The sequence below is a fragment of the Microbacterium sp. ABRD28 genome (assembly GCF_003850245.1).
GTDB lineage: Bacteria > Actinomycetota > Actinomycetes > Actinomycetales > Microbacteriaceae > Microbacterium.
The window spans coordinates 486,441-500,473 of the sequence record NZ_CP031015.1 but is presented as its reverse complement, the minus strand read 5'-3'; the positions used below and the strand labels follow the sequence as shown (position 1 = coordinate 500,473).

The window sequence follows — 14,033 nt, the reverse complement described above, 5'->3', positions numbered from 1 at the left end:
AGATCTCAAGAAACGTAAAGGAACACCATGGCTGGAAAGTCGAGCGGCGACCGCCGCAAGCCGCGGAAGGGCGCGAAGAACGCCGCTCCCGCGAAGGCGATCCGCGTCGGCGTCATTGACTACAAGGACGTCGCCACGCTTCGCAAGTTCATTTCGGAGCGCGGCAAGATCCGCGCCCGTCGTATCACCGGTGTCTCGGTTCAGGAGCAGCGTCTGATCGCCCGCGCGATCAAGAACGCCCGCGAAATGGCGCTCCTGCCCTACTCCGGCGCTGGCCGCTAAGGAGCACCCATGTCGAAGCTGATTCTCACGAACGAGGTCGCCGGCCTCGGTTCGGCCGGTGACGTCGTCGATGTCAAGGACGGGTACGCCCGTAACTACCTCATCCCGCAGGGCTTCGCCGTGCAGTGGACCCGCGGTGGCGAGAAGCAGGTGGCGTCGATTCGCGCCGCCCGCGAGGCCCGCGCGTTCCACGACCACGAAGAAGCCGTGGCGCTGAAGAACCGTCTCGAGTCCAACACCGTCAAGCTGACCGTCAAGGCCGGCGCCGAGGGGCGTCTGTTCGGCTCGGTCAAGACCGGTGACGTGGCCGACGCGGTCAAGGCCGCCGGCCTCGGCGAGCTGGACAAGCGCACCATCCACATCACCTCGCCGATCAAGGCCGTGGGCGAGCACGAGGCGACCGTTCGCCTGCGTGACGACCTCACCGCCGTCATCACGCTGCAGGTCGTCGCCGCGAAATAACGCGTCGACCCGCCGAGCGGGTTCCGGATGCCGCGGAGCGGCCCTCTTCCCAGGGGGCGGCTCCGCGGCATCCGTCGTTCTCTCCTTCGCCCGCGCTTACGGCGTCGATGCCGCACGAGCCGCCGCGGACCGGGTGGCTCGGGGCAGGACGCCCGAGATGGAGAGCCGGATGCCGCGAAGCAGCCCATCCCCCAGGGGCTATCGCCCCGCGGCATCCGTCGTAGCGGCGTGACGATCACGGTGCGCATCCCTCGCGATGCGCGTCCGTGACCGTGTGGATTCACGCCGTACGGTGACGCACCTTCCGCAGGCCCGCACCCAGGACGATGAGTCCGAGCGCCAGCAGCAGAGCCGCGGGACCTGTTGCCGTGCCGCCGGTGGCGGCGAGGGGTGCGGTGGCGGTTGCCGTGCTTCCCATCACGCGCTCGGCGGCGAGCGACGGAACAGCGGATGCACCGGTTGCGCCAGGGGTTCCCGGCTCACCAGGGGTTCCGGGGGTGCCGGGCGTGCCGGGCGTGCCGGGCGCGCCGGGCTGACCGGGCTGACCGGGCTGACCGGGCGTTCCGGGGGTTCCCGGGGTTCCGGGCTGGCCGGGGGTGCCGGGCGTTCCCGGGGTTCCGGGTGTGCCGGGCTGGCCGGGCTGGCCCGGGGTGCCGGGGGTGCCGGGGGTTCCGGGCTGGCCGGGCGTACCGGGTGTTCCCGGGGTCCCCGGCGTTCCGGGCTCGCCGGGCGTACCCGGGGTCCCCGGCGTTCCGGGCTCGCCGGGCGTACCCGGGGTGCCGGGCTCGCCCGGATTCCCAGGCGTGCCGGGGGTGCCCGGAACAACCGTGGTCGACCCGGTCTCGCTGTCACCGATGACGGAGATGGCGTTGCCGCCGATGGTGACAGGTGCGGTGATCGGCGCTAGGATCTGGGTTCCGCCGAGGATGCTGTCCTCGCCGGAGGTCACGCCGGTGATCCCGCCGCCGCTGCCGCCGTTCCCGCCGGTGGTGACGGTGGTGTCGGAGGAGCTGTTGCTGTCTCCGATGCCGGAGATGGCGTTCCCGGCGACGGTGACGGGTGCGGTGATGGGGGCGATGACCTGGGTTCCGCCGAGGATGCTGTCCTCGCCGGAGGTCACGCCGGTGATCCCGCCGCCGCTGCCGCCGTTCCCGCCGGTGGTGATGGCGGTGTCGGAGGAGCTGTTGCTGTCTCCGATGCCGCGATGGCGTTCCCGGCGACGGTGACGGGTGCGGTGATGGGGGCGATGACCTGGGTTCCGCCGAGGATGCTGTCTTCGCCGGAGGTCACGCCGGTGATCCCGCCGCCGCTGCCGCCGTTCCCACCGCCGGTCGTCCCGGTCTCAGTGGTCGACGAGCTGTCGCTGTCGCCGATGACCGACACGGCGTTACCCGAGACGGTGATCGGAACATCGACCGACACGATCCCCTGTGTCCCGCCGAGGATGCTGTCCTCGCCGGAGGTCTCGGCTGCGACCGGAGCCGTGACCGGCGCCGTGGTCGTCGTCGACGATTCCGACGTGCTGTCACCGAGCACCGAGATGGCGTTGCCGGCGACGGTGACAGGGGCCTCGATGCCGAGCACGGCCTGCGAGCCCGACCCGACGCCGTCGGAGCCGTCGGTGGTCTGGGTCGGCTGCGAGACCGCCGACCCTGCCGGCTGCGCCGCAGACGGCTGCGCCGTCGCGGACTCCGACGTCGATTCGCTGTCACCGATCACGGAGACGGCGTTGCCGACGACCGAGACCGGCGCGTTCAGATCGACGACGGCTTGGGTGCCGGAGAGGAGCCCGTCCTCTCCGGTGGTTTCGGCCGCGGAGGCGACCGTTGCGCCGAACAGCGTGAGACCGCCGGCGATCACCGTGCCCCAGAGGGCACGCTTGACGAACGTGTGCATGGAAGTTTCTCCCTTGAACTGATGGATGTCGCGCGAACGCGGATGACTCGGGCAGCGCCGCAAAGCGGCGCGGAGTCCATCAGTCGGGGGAGGCGTCTGTCTCGAAGATCGGCGCCCCGGGCAGGCGATCGTCCTCAGGAGCCGAACGTCGCATCCAGGCACGGTATGCGAAGAGCGGTCCGAAGGCGATCAGCCCCCAGGCGCCGAGGCTGGCGCCACCGGGCCCTGCCGCGGTGGCGTCGACGGGGAGGGATCCCCCGGTCGTGTGGAAAGGTCGGTTGCCGCCGACGGCGTCGGCGGTCCCGGCCGCCTCGTCGGCGGTCGGAGCGGGGTTGGGGAGATCGGACGACGCGGTCGCCGGTGACTGCCGGAAACGCTCGTCCATGAGCCGCTGGGTGCGTTCGAGAAGATCGGATGCCGCGGACGACGCCGCGCCGGTGGCATCCGATTCCCGCACCGCGTGGTCGACAGGCGCGTCCACCGTCACCGGCGCCGGAGACCCTCCCGTTGCGAGAGGCCCGCCGGGGAGCGGCGGCCGAACGCTCGGAAGGGAACCGGCGGGGGCGGCGGGGGCGAGGTTCTCACCGGAGCCGCTCACGACACCGCCGACGGTGCCGACGCCGTCGTCGACGGATCCGCCGAGCTGTTCCGCCGCGTCGGTAACGCCCAGGTCATCGGCGATATCGCCCACGACCGGCGTCTGCTCGACGACGTCGGTCACGACGCCGACGACCTGCGACACCGGGCGCTGCCCGCCGACGGTTTCGATCAGCGCGCCGCCACCATCGACGGCGGTGGAGGCGAGTCCCGCGACCGGGCGCACGACGGGCTGCAGCGGAGCGGCATCCAGAAGATCGCCGGCTCCGTCGGTGACGCCGTCGACGAGACCCGCGGCGGTGCCGGTGACCGCACCCGTCGCGTCATCGACGATGCGGGTTCCACTGGTGACGACCCCGCGGACGGGCTCTGTGACCGGTCGCGTGGTGTCGCTGACCGTATCGCCCGCGTCGCCCGCGACGTCGGTGACGGCACCGACGACCGGCGCCGCGATTCCCTGAACCGTGCTCGGTTCCTCCGTCGCGACACTCGAGACGGTGTCGGTCACAGGGGCGGCGACCGCCGCGAGCGGCGCTGCCGCCTCCTGGACGGTGTCCGTGCCACCCGCGACGGTGGCCGCCCCGTCAGCGGGCTGCTCAGAGCCGCCAGACAGGAGTGAGGTCGCCGTGCTGGTCACCGGCTCGGCGGTCTCTTGAACGGCGGAGACGCCGCCCCCGACCACTGCGCCCGCGGTATCGGTGACGGGCTCGGCCACCGTCTCGACGGCCTCGGCCCCACCGTCGACGACCGTGCCGACAGTGCTCAACAGTCCCCCAGAGTCCTGAGACTCATCCGCGAGGGCGCTCGAGGACGACAGCCCGAGCACGAAGGACAGCAGCATCCAGCCGATCGCCATTCCCAACCCCGCCAGCACAAGCTGCACGAGTCGTGGGTTCCGACCGGGGACCGCCGCGTCCATCCTTCACCTCCGCACGCGAATGATTCGCTCCGCGCGCCATCGCGCGGATCTGGGGTGCCTGGATTTCCGACCCTATGACTGGCCTATGACACTGTCAAGGGGCTCGGGGCAAGCCGCAGCTCGAAGCACAGCGAGTTCGGCATCGTCGCGCGGTAGGGCTCGTACACCGGCATCGGGGTGAATCCGAGGCTGGTGTACAGCGCGATCGACTCGGGCTGCGGAGCGCCTGTCTGCAGGATGACCCGGCGCGCATCCCCGGCACGCGCCCGGTCGATGACCCGTTCCGTGAGGGCGCGTCCGATCCCGCGGCCACGGGCGGCGGCTGTGACGACGAGGCGCTTCAGCTCCCATTCGGATCCCAGGCGCCGAAGCATGACGTGCCCGACGGGCGCGTCATCGGTGACTGCGATCCAGGTCGACACGACCTCCTCCGGCGCGACGCGCAGCGCCTCGATCCGTGCTGCCTTGATGTGCGCCGGCTCATCCCGGTTCAGGGGTCCGTAGCGTCGTTCGAGGTCCTCGTCGAGTGCAGCGCGCAGTGCCGCGGCGCGCGGATCGTCCACGGGAACCTCGAGAATCTGGTAGGTCACCCCTCCATCCTCGCGGTGCCGCGGCATCCGAGTGACCGTCACCTGACCGCGCACGTTGTCCACATCTGTTTGTCAAGTCGGCAAACCTTCAACGAGTACTTCAAGCACATCGTTATCCACATTCTGTGAGCGAAAAAAGTCCAGATCATAAGCTCAATCCGTCACCGCATCGGTGATCATTCCCAGAGTTGTCCACAACCGTTGTTCACAGGCCAGACGGCGTTTCGCGCAGAGTTTGCACAGAGTTATCCACAGGCCGTCTTGCGAGTGTCCGACCCCCTCCTTACCGTGAGTGGAGCTCAGGACGAGCCGCACGCACAGCGTCGACGCGGACGCTGCGGGAACATCGGGTCCCGGGGCCGGCGTGACGGGTCGTCGCTTCCGCGCGCGCACGAAGGATGGGGAGAACACATCGCCTATGTCGATCGCAGACATCTCTGATGAACGCATGGGCGGTCGGCGCGAGCCGGAGCGCACACCGCCGCACGACATGGCGGCCGAGCAGAGCACGCTGGGCGGGATGCTGCTGTCGAAGGACGCCGTCGCCGACGTCATCGAGACGCTGCGCGGCGCGGATTTCTACATCCCGAAGCACGAGATCATCTACGAGGCGATCCTTTCTCTGTATTCGCACGGTGAGCCGACGGATGTCATCGCGGTCACGGATGAGCTCATCAAGACCGGTGACCTGCAGCGAGCGGGTGGGGCGGACTACCTGCACACCCTGACCTCGATCGTGCCGACCGCGGCGAACGCGGGCTACTACGCATCCATCGTCGCCGAGCGGGCGCTGCTGCGGCGCCTCGTCGAGGCCGGGACCCGCATCGTGCAGATGGGCTACAAGGGCGAGGGCGACGCGATCGAGCTCGTCAACAACGCTCAGGCCGAGATCTACTCCGTCAACAGCGGGCAGGAGACCGAGGATTACGTCCCGCTGACCATTGCCGTCGACGCCGCGGTGGACGAGATCGAGGCCGCGCGTGGGCGCGATGGTCAGATGACCGGCATCCCGACCGGCTTCTCGGGGCTCGACCAGCTCACGAACGGTCTGCACCCCGGGCAGATGATCGTCGTGGCAGCGAGGCCGGCTATGGGCAAATCAACGCTGGCTCTGGATTTTGCGCGCGCGGCCGCGATCAAGAACAACATGCCGACCATCGTCTTCTCCCTCGAAATGGGGCGGAGTGAGATCGCCATGCGCCTCATGAGCGCCGAGGCGGCCGTACCGCTGCAGAACATGCGCAAGGGCACGCTCGACTCGCGCGACTGGACGACGATCGCCTCCACCCGCGGACGCATCAACGATGCTCCCCTCTACATCGACGACAGCCCCAACATGACCCTGGTCGAGATCCGCGCGAAGTGCCGCCGCCTCAAGCAGCGAGTGGGTCTGAAGATGGTCATCATCGACTACCTGCAGCTCATGACGAGCGGCAAGCGCGTCGAGTCGCGTCAGCAGGAGGTCTCGGAGTTCTCCCGTGCCCTGAAGCTTCTCGCCAAGGAGCTCCAGGTGCCGGTGATCGCCCTGTCGCAGCTGAACCGTGGTCCCGAGCAGCGGGCGGACAAGAAGCCGGCCCTGTCCGACCTCCGCGAGTCGGGTTCGATCGAGCAGGATGCCGACATGGTCGTCCTGCTCCACCGTGAGGCGGCGTACGAGCGCGACAGCCCTCGCGCCGGCGAAGCCGACCTGATCGTGGCCAAGCACCGTAACGGCCCGACCGACACCGTGGTCGTAGCGTTCCAGGGGCACTTCTCCCGCTTCACCGACATGGCCGTGGGGATGTAGCGCGGTCTTCTGTGAATTCCCACTGCACGTGTCGATCCCGCCGTAGCTGGCACGACATCTGCATCTGGCCCTTCCCATGCTGGGGTACCGACCGACCACCCGGTCGGTTAGTATCATCAGCATGCGGTCGCAGATTCTGCACACAGCCCGCCGCCTGACGCTCGAGGGGGGTGCGGTCCCGTCTCTGAATGCCGTCGTGGAGGCCGCGGGGGTGTCCAAAGGTGGCTTGATGCACCACTTCCCCACCCGGTCTGCTCTGGTGGTGGGACTGGCTCGACAGGCACTCGATGAGGTCGATGCCGCCATGGTCGAAGCAGCTGCGGTGGGCGCCGCGGCGCGAACGTGGCTGGAACTGTCTCTCCCTGACGACAACGACAGGGCGCTGTTGCAGGCCCTCGCCTCGAGCTTTCGGCCGACCGATGACGAATTCGGCCCCCTCCTCAGAGACTCCGTCGTCGCCATCGACCGGTGGGAGGCGCTGATCGCCTCCGAGGTGGGAGACGAGATCCAGGCGCACGCCATCCGCCTCGTCGGCGATGCACTCGTGGCCAACTCACTGGTCGGCCTCAATCGCGACCAGGAGAACGTTGACGCGCTCCTGCGCTTCCTGACCTTCGAGCGCGCGTCCACGGATGATGCTCGATGACGGGTGTACTGATCGCCGGCATCGCGGGGCTGGCGCTGCTCGATTCGCTGAACCCGGCGACGATCGTGGCGGTCACCCTCGTCCTGCTGGCCGCTCCTCGCCGGCCGGCGCTCGTCGCCGGCGCCGCCGTCCTCGGCGCTGCCTTGACGGTCTTCACCGTCGGGGCCGCGTTGTTCCTCACCGCTGGCGCCGCGGCCGGAGCGGTAGAAGGGATCGTCATCGGACTTCGGTTCGTGGCATTCGGCGCAGCGGGCATCGCGCTCATCGTCGCCGGCATCCGCCGATTGCGAGATCGCCCGCGACGCGCCATCGAAGTTCCGGGCTGGTTCAGCCCCTGGACCGCCCTGCCGTTCGGGATGCTCCTCACCGCCGCTGACCTCCCGAATGCGTTCCCGTACTTCATTGCCATCGAGAGGATGGTCTCGACCGGAGTGACGCCAGGCACGGGCTTGGCGATCCTCGCCGGATACACGGTGATCTACTGCCTGCCGTGTCTCCTCCTGCTCGTCGTCGGCATCATCAGTGGGAAGCGGGTCCGTGAACGGTTGCAGCAACTCGTCGACACGCTCGGCACCGGAACCGTGAAACGGTCGGTCCCGATCGCAGTCGTCCTCTGCCTGCTGGGGCTCGCTGTCGCGTCCGTACCGTTCTTGCTGGTCTAGAGATCGCTTCTTCCGCCATTGCGACGGGTGAGACATCTTTCACCGGAATTCGGCGTGGTGGTCTTGGGGCTTCTCCCCCCGAGGACCGCTCGATCCGGGCATCTGTCGGCGGAATCTACAGCGGTTCCCACCGAGTTCATCGGCTCAGGATCCGGCCCGACCGGTTCCGTAGACAGGCCAGGATTTAGGTATGGCAGTGGACGTGACGGTGGTCGGTGGCGGAATCTCCGGGCTCGCGTGCGCCCGAGCGGTCACGGTCGGAGGCCTGTCGGTCCGCGTTCTCGATCGCGGGCGTCGGGTCGGCGGGCGTCTGTCGAGCCGAACGCTCTGGGGGCGCCCGGTCGATCTCGGTGCCTCCTACTTCGTCTCGGACGATTCCGACTTCGACAGCGTCGTTCGCGCATGGGCGGACCGTGGCCTCGCCCGCCCCTGGACCGACACCTTCGCCGTGATCGACGCCGACGGTGAACAGACGCGCAAGAAGGGACCGATGCGCTGGGCTGCGCCGCGAGGGCTGCGATCGCTCGCTGTAGATCTCGCGGAAGGCCTCGATGTGCGCACCGAACACACCGTCGAGCGCGTCGAGCCGCACCGCATCGACGGGGACGAGGCCGGCGAGGTCGTTCTCGCCATGCCCGGCCCCCAGGCTGCGCGCCTTATCGACGTTGCTCCCGGCGGTGAGCTCGCGTGGGAGCCCGTCATCGCCGTGGCGCTGCGATGGGACAGCAGGCAATGGCCGATCGATTTTCACGGCGCCTTCGTCGACGCCGACCCGGACGTGTCGTTCATCGCCGACGACGGCGACCGCCGGGGCGACGCCGCACCCGTGCTCGTCGTGCACACGGCAGCCGAGCGCGCCCGTAGGCACCTCCACGATCCTGCGACGGCGATCCCGCCCGTGCTCGACGCCGTGCGACGGCTCCTGCGGATCGACGCCGAACCCGCCGTGACGTTCGCCCATCGCTGGACGTTCGCCCGCCCCGTGGAAACGACCGGTGCGCCGTTCTTCCGGACTCCGGGGCTGTCCGCCTGCGGCGATGCCTGGGGTGATCGGGCCGCTGTCCGCACGGCGTGGGGCTCCGGTCACGCACTTGGTAAAGCACTCGCCGAGACGTGAGGCAGCGCTGTGCGGGGGATCGCGTCGAAGAGGCATGATCGACGGATGACGTCATCACGACTGGTCGACCTGTGGCCGGCTGCCGGACTTCGGATTCGCGCGGGGGATCTCGAGCTGCGGTGGATAGATGACGAGCTCGCTGTTGACCTGGCCCTGCTCGCGGGTAGAGGGATCCACGACGAGAGCCTGATGCCCTTCGCCCGCCCCTGGACGCGAGGCAGCGCGCGGGATGTGGCTCGCAACGTCCTCACTTTCCAGTGGGCGGCGCGTTCCCAGATCGGTGTCGACCGGTTGGTGCTCGAGTTCGGCGTGCTGGTGGGAGGGGAGCCGGTCGGCATCCAGAGCGCTTCAGGCCAGCAGTGGTCTGTGCTTCGCGAGGTCGAGACTGGATCCTGGCTGGGACGAGCTCATCAAGGCCTCGGCATCGGAAGCCGGATGCGCGCGCTCATGCTCCACTTCTGTTTCGAAGCACTCGGCGCGCAGAGCGTGGTCTCCGCCGCGTTCGCTGACAATCCGGCGTCGCACGCGGTCTCGCGCCGCACCGGCTACGTCGTCGACGGTGTCCAGCGGGTCGTTCGCGACGGCGCCGCGACGACCCAGACGCGCTATCGCCTCGATCGTGATCGCTGGCAGGTCGTTCGTGGTCAGAACCGCGAGCTCCTCGGCGCCGACGTTGAAATCGTGGGCGTCGAGGCGTTGCTCGCGGACCTCGACCCGTCTCAGCGCGCATCGAACGATCGATCAGCCGGCGAACGCCCTGACATGCGGAAGACATGAGAGCGACGATTCGAGCGCCGCGACCGGCGGACGCGGCAGCGATCGCCGAGGTGCACGTCGCAGCCTGGCGGGAGACCTACTCGCACCTTCTCCCCGCAGACTTCTTCTCCCCGTCGTACCTGGCCGGTCGCCAGCGGCTCTGGAGACACGTGCTCGCTGAGCCACGGGACGACATGACGATTCGCGTCGCGGAGATCGGCGGTGACATCATCGGGTTCGCCTGGCTTGGGCCCGGTGAAGGACGGGACGCCGAGGCACCGCCGCGCGACCGGCTCCTCTACGCGATCTACGTCCTCGCTGACCATCACGGAACGGGCGCCGGGCAGGCCTTGCTCGATGAGACCGTCGGTGAGGGGCCGGCGATGCTCTGGGTCGCGAAGGAGAATCCCCGCGCGGTCGCCTTCTACCTCCGCAACGGGTTCCGCTTCGACGGCGTCGAGCAGAACGACCCGCATGCCCCGCTGATCACCGACGCGCGAATGGTGCGGTGACGTCGATGCGCGGCCATCCGTCCGCCCTGTCCGCCCCGTTCGTTCGTCGAAGATGTACGCGTCCGGCGAGTCTGGGCGTACATGTGCGACGGACGAACTCCCAGATGCGCCGCCTCTCCTGACCTCGTCGTGCAACGACGAAACCCCCGCTCGATCACATCGGGCGGGGGTTCGTTTTGGTACTTCAGCGTACGTAGGCTCTCATGATCGACATCCTTCCGTCGGGGGACCTCGAGAGTACCCAGCGATCCGCGATCAGGCAAGGGGTGGGGTGCCCCCAGGTCAGCTCCCCGCGCGACGCCATTCGTCGGAAGTGAGGTGAGATCCGGCCTGAGGACCCATCTGCAGCATCCCGCCGTCGACGACCCAGCTGGCCCCCGTGACGTAGGACGCCGCAGGCGAAGCGAGGAACGCCGCCACAGCCGCGATCTCGTCAGGCCTTCCCGGACGACCGAGCGGGATGCCGGGGCGATGCGTGTTCTCGGCCTCGTCGGCGTCCATGTCGTTCAGGGGTGTGGCGATCTCTCCCGGACCGAGGGCGTTGACGGTGATTCCGTACTCGCCGAGCTCCTGCGCCATCGTCTTCACCAGACCGCCCAGCCCGTGCTTCGACGCGACGTACGCGGCACTTCCCACGCGGGGCTGGTGTTCGTGGACGCTGGTGATGGCGATGATCCGTCCACCACGGCCCGTCGCGACCATCCGGCGCGCCGCAGCCTGCATCCCCACGAACGCGCCGTCGAGGTTGAGGAGCACATCCTTCCGCCAGGCTTCGACGTCGAGATCGAGGAACGGACCCCCCGACCCGCCGCCGGCGTTGTTGACGAACACGTCGACGCCGCCGAGTTCGTCGGCCAACGCGTCGATGACCTTTGCGGCTCCCCCGAGATCGGTCGCGTCGAACTGCGTCACCACCGCCCGGGAGCCGCGGGCACGCACCTCTTCGGCGGTCTTCTCGGCGCCGTCCTTGTCGGAGTGCCAGGTGATGCCCACGTCCAGCCCGGCCTCGGCGAGAGCAATGGCGGTCGCTGCACCGATTCCGGAATCGGAGGCGGTGACGATGGCATGCCGGGGAGTGAAGGTGTCAGTCATGGTCCGACGGTATGCCGGAATGGGTCCACCCGCGTGGGCCTTGCGGTGCGTGACGGCGCTCGCTACGCATTGACCGGGCCGGCCGCGCATGTCGCCGAGCTCATCCCGCTCCGGTTACGGTCGAACATGCCCACTGCGACCACCACGCCCGGCCCGCTTGTCGGAACGGGGTGGCGCGTCACGGTGGTCCTGGCAGGGACCATCGTGATCTGGGGTCTCATGGTCTGGCTCTCCACTGCCGTCTGGGGGGATGAGGTGGGCCCGGCCAGACGCTTCTCCAGCGCCCTCTTCGTCCTCGCCCTCACGGTGCCGATGATCGTGGTCGTCCGACGCTTTCTCGATCGCCGGCCGTGGTCGACACTGCGGCTCGAGACGGGGCCGAGCCTGTGGCGACCCCTTCTCATCGGGGTGGGCTCGTTCGTGGTCCCCTCGGCGATCGGGCTGGGGGTCGCGAATGCGGCGGGGTGGGTCCGGATCACGACAGACCTCCCACCGGCCACGTTGGTCGGCACTGTCGCCTTCACTGTGGTGACGGTCCTCCTGCTGGAGGCCATTCCCGAAGAGGTGATCTTCCGGGGCTACGTCTACCGCACTCTGTCGGCATCGGTCGCGCCCGTGCGGGCCGTGCTCATCCAAGCCGTCCTCCTCGCGCTCCTCGGCACGACACTGTGGGTCACGACGACCGGTTGGGGCGTGATCGCGGAGAGGGGCTCGCTCTTCCTCGTCATGGGTGTCGTCCTCGGCATCCAGCGACTGGTGTCAGACAGCGTCTGGACGCCGATAGGTTTCCATCTCGGCTTCCAGGTCGTCGCCCAGTCACTTCTGACGAATCCCGCCGTTCAGACGAGCAGCGCCCTGGTGGTCACCGTTGCCGGCATCGTGCCCGGTTTCGTCTTCTCCGTCGCCATCACGCGATTCTTCATCCGCCGGAAGGCGAACTGGACACTCCCCGAGCCCGACGCGTCGCTCTGAGGCCGTCGGCGTCCGTCAGTTGCCGGCGGGGTCGTCCGCGGAGTCGCGGCGTGCCGCGGGCTTGCGGGCCGGTGCCGGAGCAGCCGCAGGCGCCGCGGCCCCCGCCATCCCCGTCCCGATTCCCCGGCCGACCGCCTGGCCCTGGATGATCGAGGCCAGGTCGAGTCCTGTGGCCGACTCGACGCTGTCGAAGACCGAGCGCAGCGCTTTCGCGCTGTCGCCGCCCACGACATCCGACGCGCCGTCGTCGCCCGAGCTGCCGATGATCGAGACGTTGCCGATCGTGGAGTAGCCCTTGGCGAACTCGGCCATAATCGAGGGCAGCACGTCGAGCACCCGCTGCGACAGGAAGGCTTCCTGGTTCGAGGCGATGGCCTGGGCCTCGGCCTGCACCGCCGCAGCGCGCGCCTCACCCTCGGCGCGGATCGCGTCGGCCTCGGCCTGGGCGCGCAGGCGTCGCGCCGTGGCCTCGGCATCGGCGAGGGAGCGCAGCGCGTTCGCCTCACCGGTCGCCTTGGCCTCTGCCGCCGCGGCCTCACCGGCCGCGCGGGCGCGGTCGGCTTCGGCCTGCTGCTCGGCGATACGCGTGCGTGCCTCGGCCTGCTTCACCTGCTCGATCGCCGCGGCCTCGGCCGCCCGCTCGCGGGTGTAGAGCTCCGCCTGCGCGCGGGTCTCGGCCTCGTAGCGCTGCGCGTCGGCGACACGCTTGACGTCGGCATCGAGCTGGGCCTGCTTGTTCTCCGCCTGCTGCTGCAGCACTGCCTGCTCGGCCTGGGCGCGGGCCAGGTACTCGGCCTGCTCGGCCTCGGCGCGGGCCCGACCGACACCGGCATCAGCGTTGGCGGTGTTGGTGTCGAGGGCGGTCTGCTCGACGAGATTCGCTTCCTTGTTCGTGATGATCTTCTGGTTGATCGCACGATCGGCGTTGGTCTGAGCGATCTCGGCGGCCTGGCGCTTCGCCTGGATCTCGGGAGCACCGAGCGACTGGATGTAGCCCACGGCATCGGTGATGCCCTTGATCTGGAACGAGTCGAGGATGAGACCCTGCTCGGCGAGTTCGTGCGAGACGTCGGCGGCGATCTGGTCGGAGAACTTCTTGCGCTCGCGCATCAGTTCCACGACCGACAGGGTCGCGACGATGCCGCGCAGTGCACCTTCGAGTTGCTCGGTGGTGAACTGCTCGATCGCGGCGTCCTGCGAGGCGAAGCGCTCCGCGGCGCGGCGCACGAACAGCGGGTCGGAGCCGATCTTCACGATCGCCACTCCATCGACGTTCAGCGTGACGTTGTCGAGCGACTGCGCCTCGGCGTTCAGCGACACCTGGCGCGACCGCAGGGAGATGATCTCGTGGCGCTGCGTGATCGGGTTCACGAGCGACTTGCCGTTGACGATCACCGTGACCGGCGACTCCGACATCTCCGATGAGCTCGTGCCGTCGGCGGCCAGCACCGTGCTCTGCACCTTCTGCTTGCGGCCCGAGATCACCAACGCCTCGTCGGCGCGGGCGACCTTGATCCAGCTCCGTGCGAACAGCAGTGCGATCAGACCGATGACGACCGCGGCGACGACCGCGATACCGACGATGATCAGGATGCCGACGACTCCGGCGATCTCCATGTATGACTCCCCTTGTCACGCAGAACGGCGGCGGCCCACCCGACACCCCCACCCACCCTGCCAGACCGGCCGTGTGCTGACCGTATTCGGCGGAAGAGATGTGGAAACCGTTGACCAGCGAAACCGC

At 68.9% G+C, this 14,033-nt stretch carries 15 protein-coding genes; 9 read left to right on the top strand and 6 right to left on the bottom strand.

All coding sequences use genetic code 11. The features are described from left to right. The first annotated feature begins 27 nt into the window (after nt 1–27). A complete protein-coding gene (gene rpsR, locus DT073_RS02580) occupies nt 28–282 on the top strand; it encodes a 30S ribosomal protein S18 (protein WP_124291977.1) in 255 nt (84 codons plus the stop codon). Nucleotides 283–291: 9 nt separating this feature from the next. Continuing rightward, nucleotides 292–744, top strand: a complete 453-nt coding sequence (gene rplI / locus DT073_RS02575; protein WP_124291976.1) for a 50S ribosomal protein L9 — start codon at nt 292–294, stop codon at nt 742–744. Nucleotides 745–1,024: 280 nt separating this feature from the next. Here the strand turns inward: rplI and DT073_RS16015 are convergent, their stop codons facing one another. The 4 genes from DT073_RS16015 to DT073_RS02555 all read right to left on the bottom strand — a co-directional run bounded on the left by DT073_RS16015 (nt 1,025) and on the right by DT073_RS02555 (nt 4,746). Beyond that, the gene (locus tag DT073_RS16015; RefSeq protein ID WP_240638701.1) at nt 1,025–1,864 is read right to left on the bottom strand and encodes a hypothetical protein; all 840 of its coding nucleotides are present in this window, start codon (nt 1,862–1,864) and stop codon (nt 1,025–1,027) included. Beyond that, entirely contained in the window at nt 1,861–2,640 is a 780-nt protein-coding gene (locus tag DT073_RS02565) for a chaplin family protein (protein WP_124291975.1), read from the bottom strand. The genes DT073_RS16015 and DT073_RS02565 overlap by 4 nt, the downstream gene beginning before the upstream one ends. Nucleotides 2,641–2,719: 79 nt before the next feature. Beyond that, a complete protein-coding gene (locus DT073_RS02560) occupies nt 2,720–4,156 on the bottom strand; it encodes a hypothetical protein (protein WP_164478132.1) in 1,437 nt (478 codons plus the stop codon). 83 nt (nt 4,157–4,239) lie between these two features. Next, the gene (locus DT073_RS02555; RefSeq protein WP_240638700.1) at nt 4,240–4,746 is read right to left on the bottom strand and encodes a GNAT family N-acetyltransferase; all 507 of its coding nucleotides are present in this window, start codon (nt 4,744–4,746) and stop codon (nt 4,240–4,242) included. 418 nt (nt 4,747–5,164) lie between these two features. On the opposite strand from DT073_RS02555, the gene dnaB reads away from it, so the two are divergent. The 6 genes from dnaB (at nt 5,165) to DT073_RS02525 (ending at nt 10,225) form a co-directional block, all read left to right on the top strand. After that, entirely contained in the window at nt 5,165–6,532 is a 1,368-nt protein-coding gene (gene dnaB, locus DT073_RS02550) for a replicative DNA helicase (RefSeq protein ID WP_124291972.1), read from the top strand. A 121-nt stretch (nt 6,533–6,653) separates the two neighbouring features. Further along, on the top strand, nt 6,654–7,178 hold the full coding sequence (locus DT073_RS02545; RefSeq protein WP_164478131.1) for a TetR/AcrR family transcriptional regulator: 525 nt from the start codon (nt 6,654–6,656) through the stop codon (nt 7,176–7,178). Continuing rightward, on the top strand, nt 7,175–7,840 hold the full coding sequence (locus DT073_RS02540; RefSeq protein WP_124291970.1) for a GAP family protein: 666 nt from the start codon (nt 7,175–7,177) through the stop codon (nt 7,838–7,840). Before DT073_RS02545 ends, DT073_RS02540 begins: the two co-directional genes overlap by 4 nt. Before the next feature lie 190 nt (nt 7,841–8,030). Next, nucleotides 8,031–8,957, top strand: a complete 927-nt coding sequence (locus tag DT073_RS02535; RefSeq protein WP_124291969.1) for an NAD(P)/FAD-dependent oxidoreductase — start codon at nt 8,031–8,033, stop codon at nt 8,955–8,957. A 45-nt stretch (nt 8,958–9,002) separates the two neighbouring features. Next, nucleotides 9,003–9,734, top strand: coding sequence for a GNAT family N-acetyltransferase (locus DT073_RS02530; protein ID WP_124291968.1), 732 nt, complete (start codon nt 9,003–9,005; stop codon nt 9,732–9,734). Beyond that, nucleotides 9,731–10,225: a GNAT family N-acetyltransferase gene (locus DT073_RS02525; protein ID WP_124291967.1), complete on the top strand. Its 495-nt coding sequence runs from the start codon at nt 9,731–9,733 to the stop codon at nt 10,223–10,225. Before DT073_RS02530 ends, DT073_RS02525 begins: the two co-directional genes overlap by 4 nt. A gap of 282 nt (nt 10,226–10,507) precedes the next feature. Here the strand turns inward: DT073_RS02525 and DT073_RS02520 are convergent, their stop codons facing one another. Further along, a complete protein-coding gene (locus DT073_RS02520; RefSeq protein ID WP_124291966.1) occupies nt 10,508–11,317 on the bottom strand; it encodes an SDR family oxidoreductase in 810 nt (269 codons plus the stop codon). A gap of 126 nt (nt 11,318–11,443) precedes the next feature. Here DT073_RS02520 and DT073_RS02515 point away from each other — a divergent pair, with 126 nt between their 5' ends. Further along, on the top strand, nt 11,444–12,289 hold the full coding sequence (locus DT073_RS02515) for a CPBP family intramembrane glutamic endopeptidase (protein ID WP_164478130.1): 846 nt from the start codon (nt 11,444–11,446) through the stop codon (nt 12,287–12,289). A 15-nt stretch (nt 12,290–12,304) separates the two neighbouring features. On the opposite strand, the gene DT073_RS02510 is transcribed toward DT073_RS02515, so the two are convergent. Beyond that, on the bottom strand, nt 12,305–13,906 hold the full coding sequence (locus DT073_RS02510) for an SPFH domain-containing protein (protein ID WP_124291964.1): 1,602 nt from the start codon (nt 13,904–13,906) through the stop codon (nt 12,305–12,307). Between the last annotated feature and the right edge of the window lie 127 nt (nt 13,907–14,033).

What these genes read in the sequence shown, in the direction of transcription:
- rpsR (WP_124291977.1), top strand. Translation starts at nt 28, where the DNA reads ATGGCTGGAAAGTCGAGCGGCGACCGCCGCAAGCCGCGGAAGGGCGCG.
- rplI (WP_124291976.1), top strand. Translation starts at nt 292, where the DNA reads ATGTCGAAGCTGATTCTCACGAACGAGGTCGCCGGCCTCGGTTCGGCC.
- DT073_RS02565 (WP_124291975.1), bottom strand. Translation starts at nt 2,640, where the DNA reads ATGCACACGTTCGTCAAGCGTGCCCTCTGGGGCACGGTGATCGCCGGC.
- DT073_RS02560 (WP_164478132.1), bottom strand. Translation starts at nt 4,156, where the DNA reads ATGGACGCGGCGGTCCCCGGTCGGAACCCACGACTCGTGCAGCTTGTG.
- dnaB (WP_124291972.1), top strand. Translation starts at nt 5,165, where the DNA reads ATGTCGATCGCAGACATCTCTGATGAACGCATGGGCGGTCGGCGCGAG.
- DT073_RS02545 (WP_164478131.1), top strand. Translation starts at nt 6,654, where the DNA reads ATGCGGTCGCAGATTCTGCACACAGCCCGCCGCCTGACGCTCGAGGGG.
- DT073_RS02540 (WP_124291970.1), top strand. Translation starts at nt 7,175, where the DNA reads ATGACGGGTGTACTGATCGCCGGCATCGCGGGGCTGGCGCTGCTCGAT.
- DT073_RS02535 (WP_124291969.1), top strand. Translation starts at nt 8,031, where the DNA reads ATGGCAGTGGACGTGACGGTGGTCGGTGGCGGAATCTCCGGGCTCGCG.
- DT073_RS02530 (WP_124291968.1), top strand. Translation starts at nt 9,003, where the DNA reads ATGACGTCATCACGACTGGTCGACCTGTGGCCGGCTGCCGGACTTCGG.
- DT073_RS02525 (WP_124291967.1), top strand. Translation starts at nt 9,731, where the DNA reads ATGAGAGCGACGATTCGAGCGCCGCGACCGGCGGACGCGGCAGCGATC.
- DT073_RS02520 (WP_124291966.1), bottom strand. Translation starts at nt 11,317, where the DNA reads ATGACTGACACCTTCACTCCCCGGCATGCCATCGTCACCGCCTCCGAT.
- DT073_RS02515 (WP_164478130.1), top strand. Translation starts at nt 11,444, where the DNA reads ATGCCCACTGCGACCACCACGCCCGGCCCGCTTGTCGGAACGGGGTGG.
- DT073_RS02510 (WP_124291964.1), bottom strand. Translation starts at nt 13,906, where the DNA reads ATGGAGATCGCCGGAGTCGTCGGCATCCTGATCATCGTCGGTATCGCG.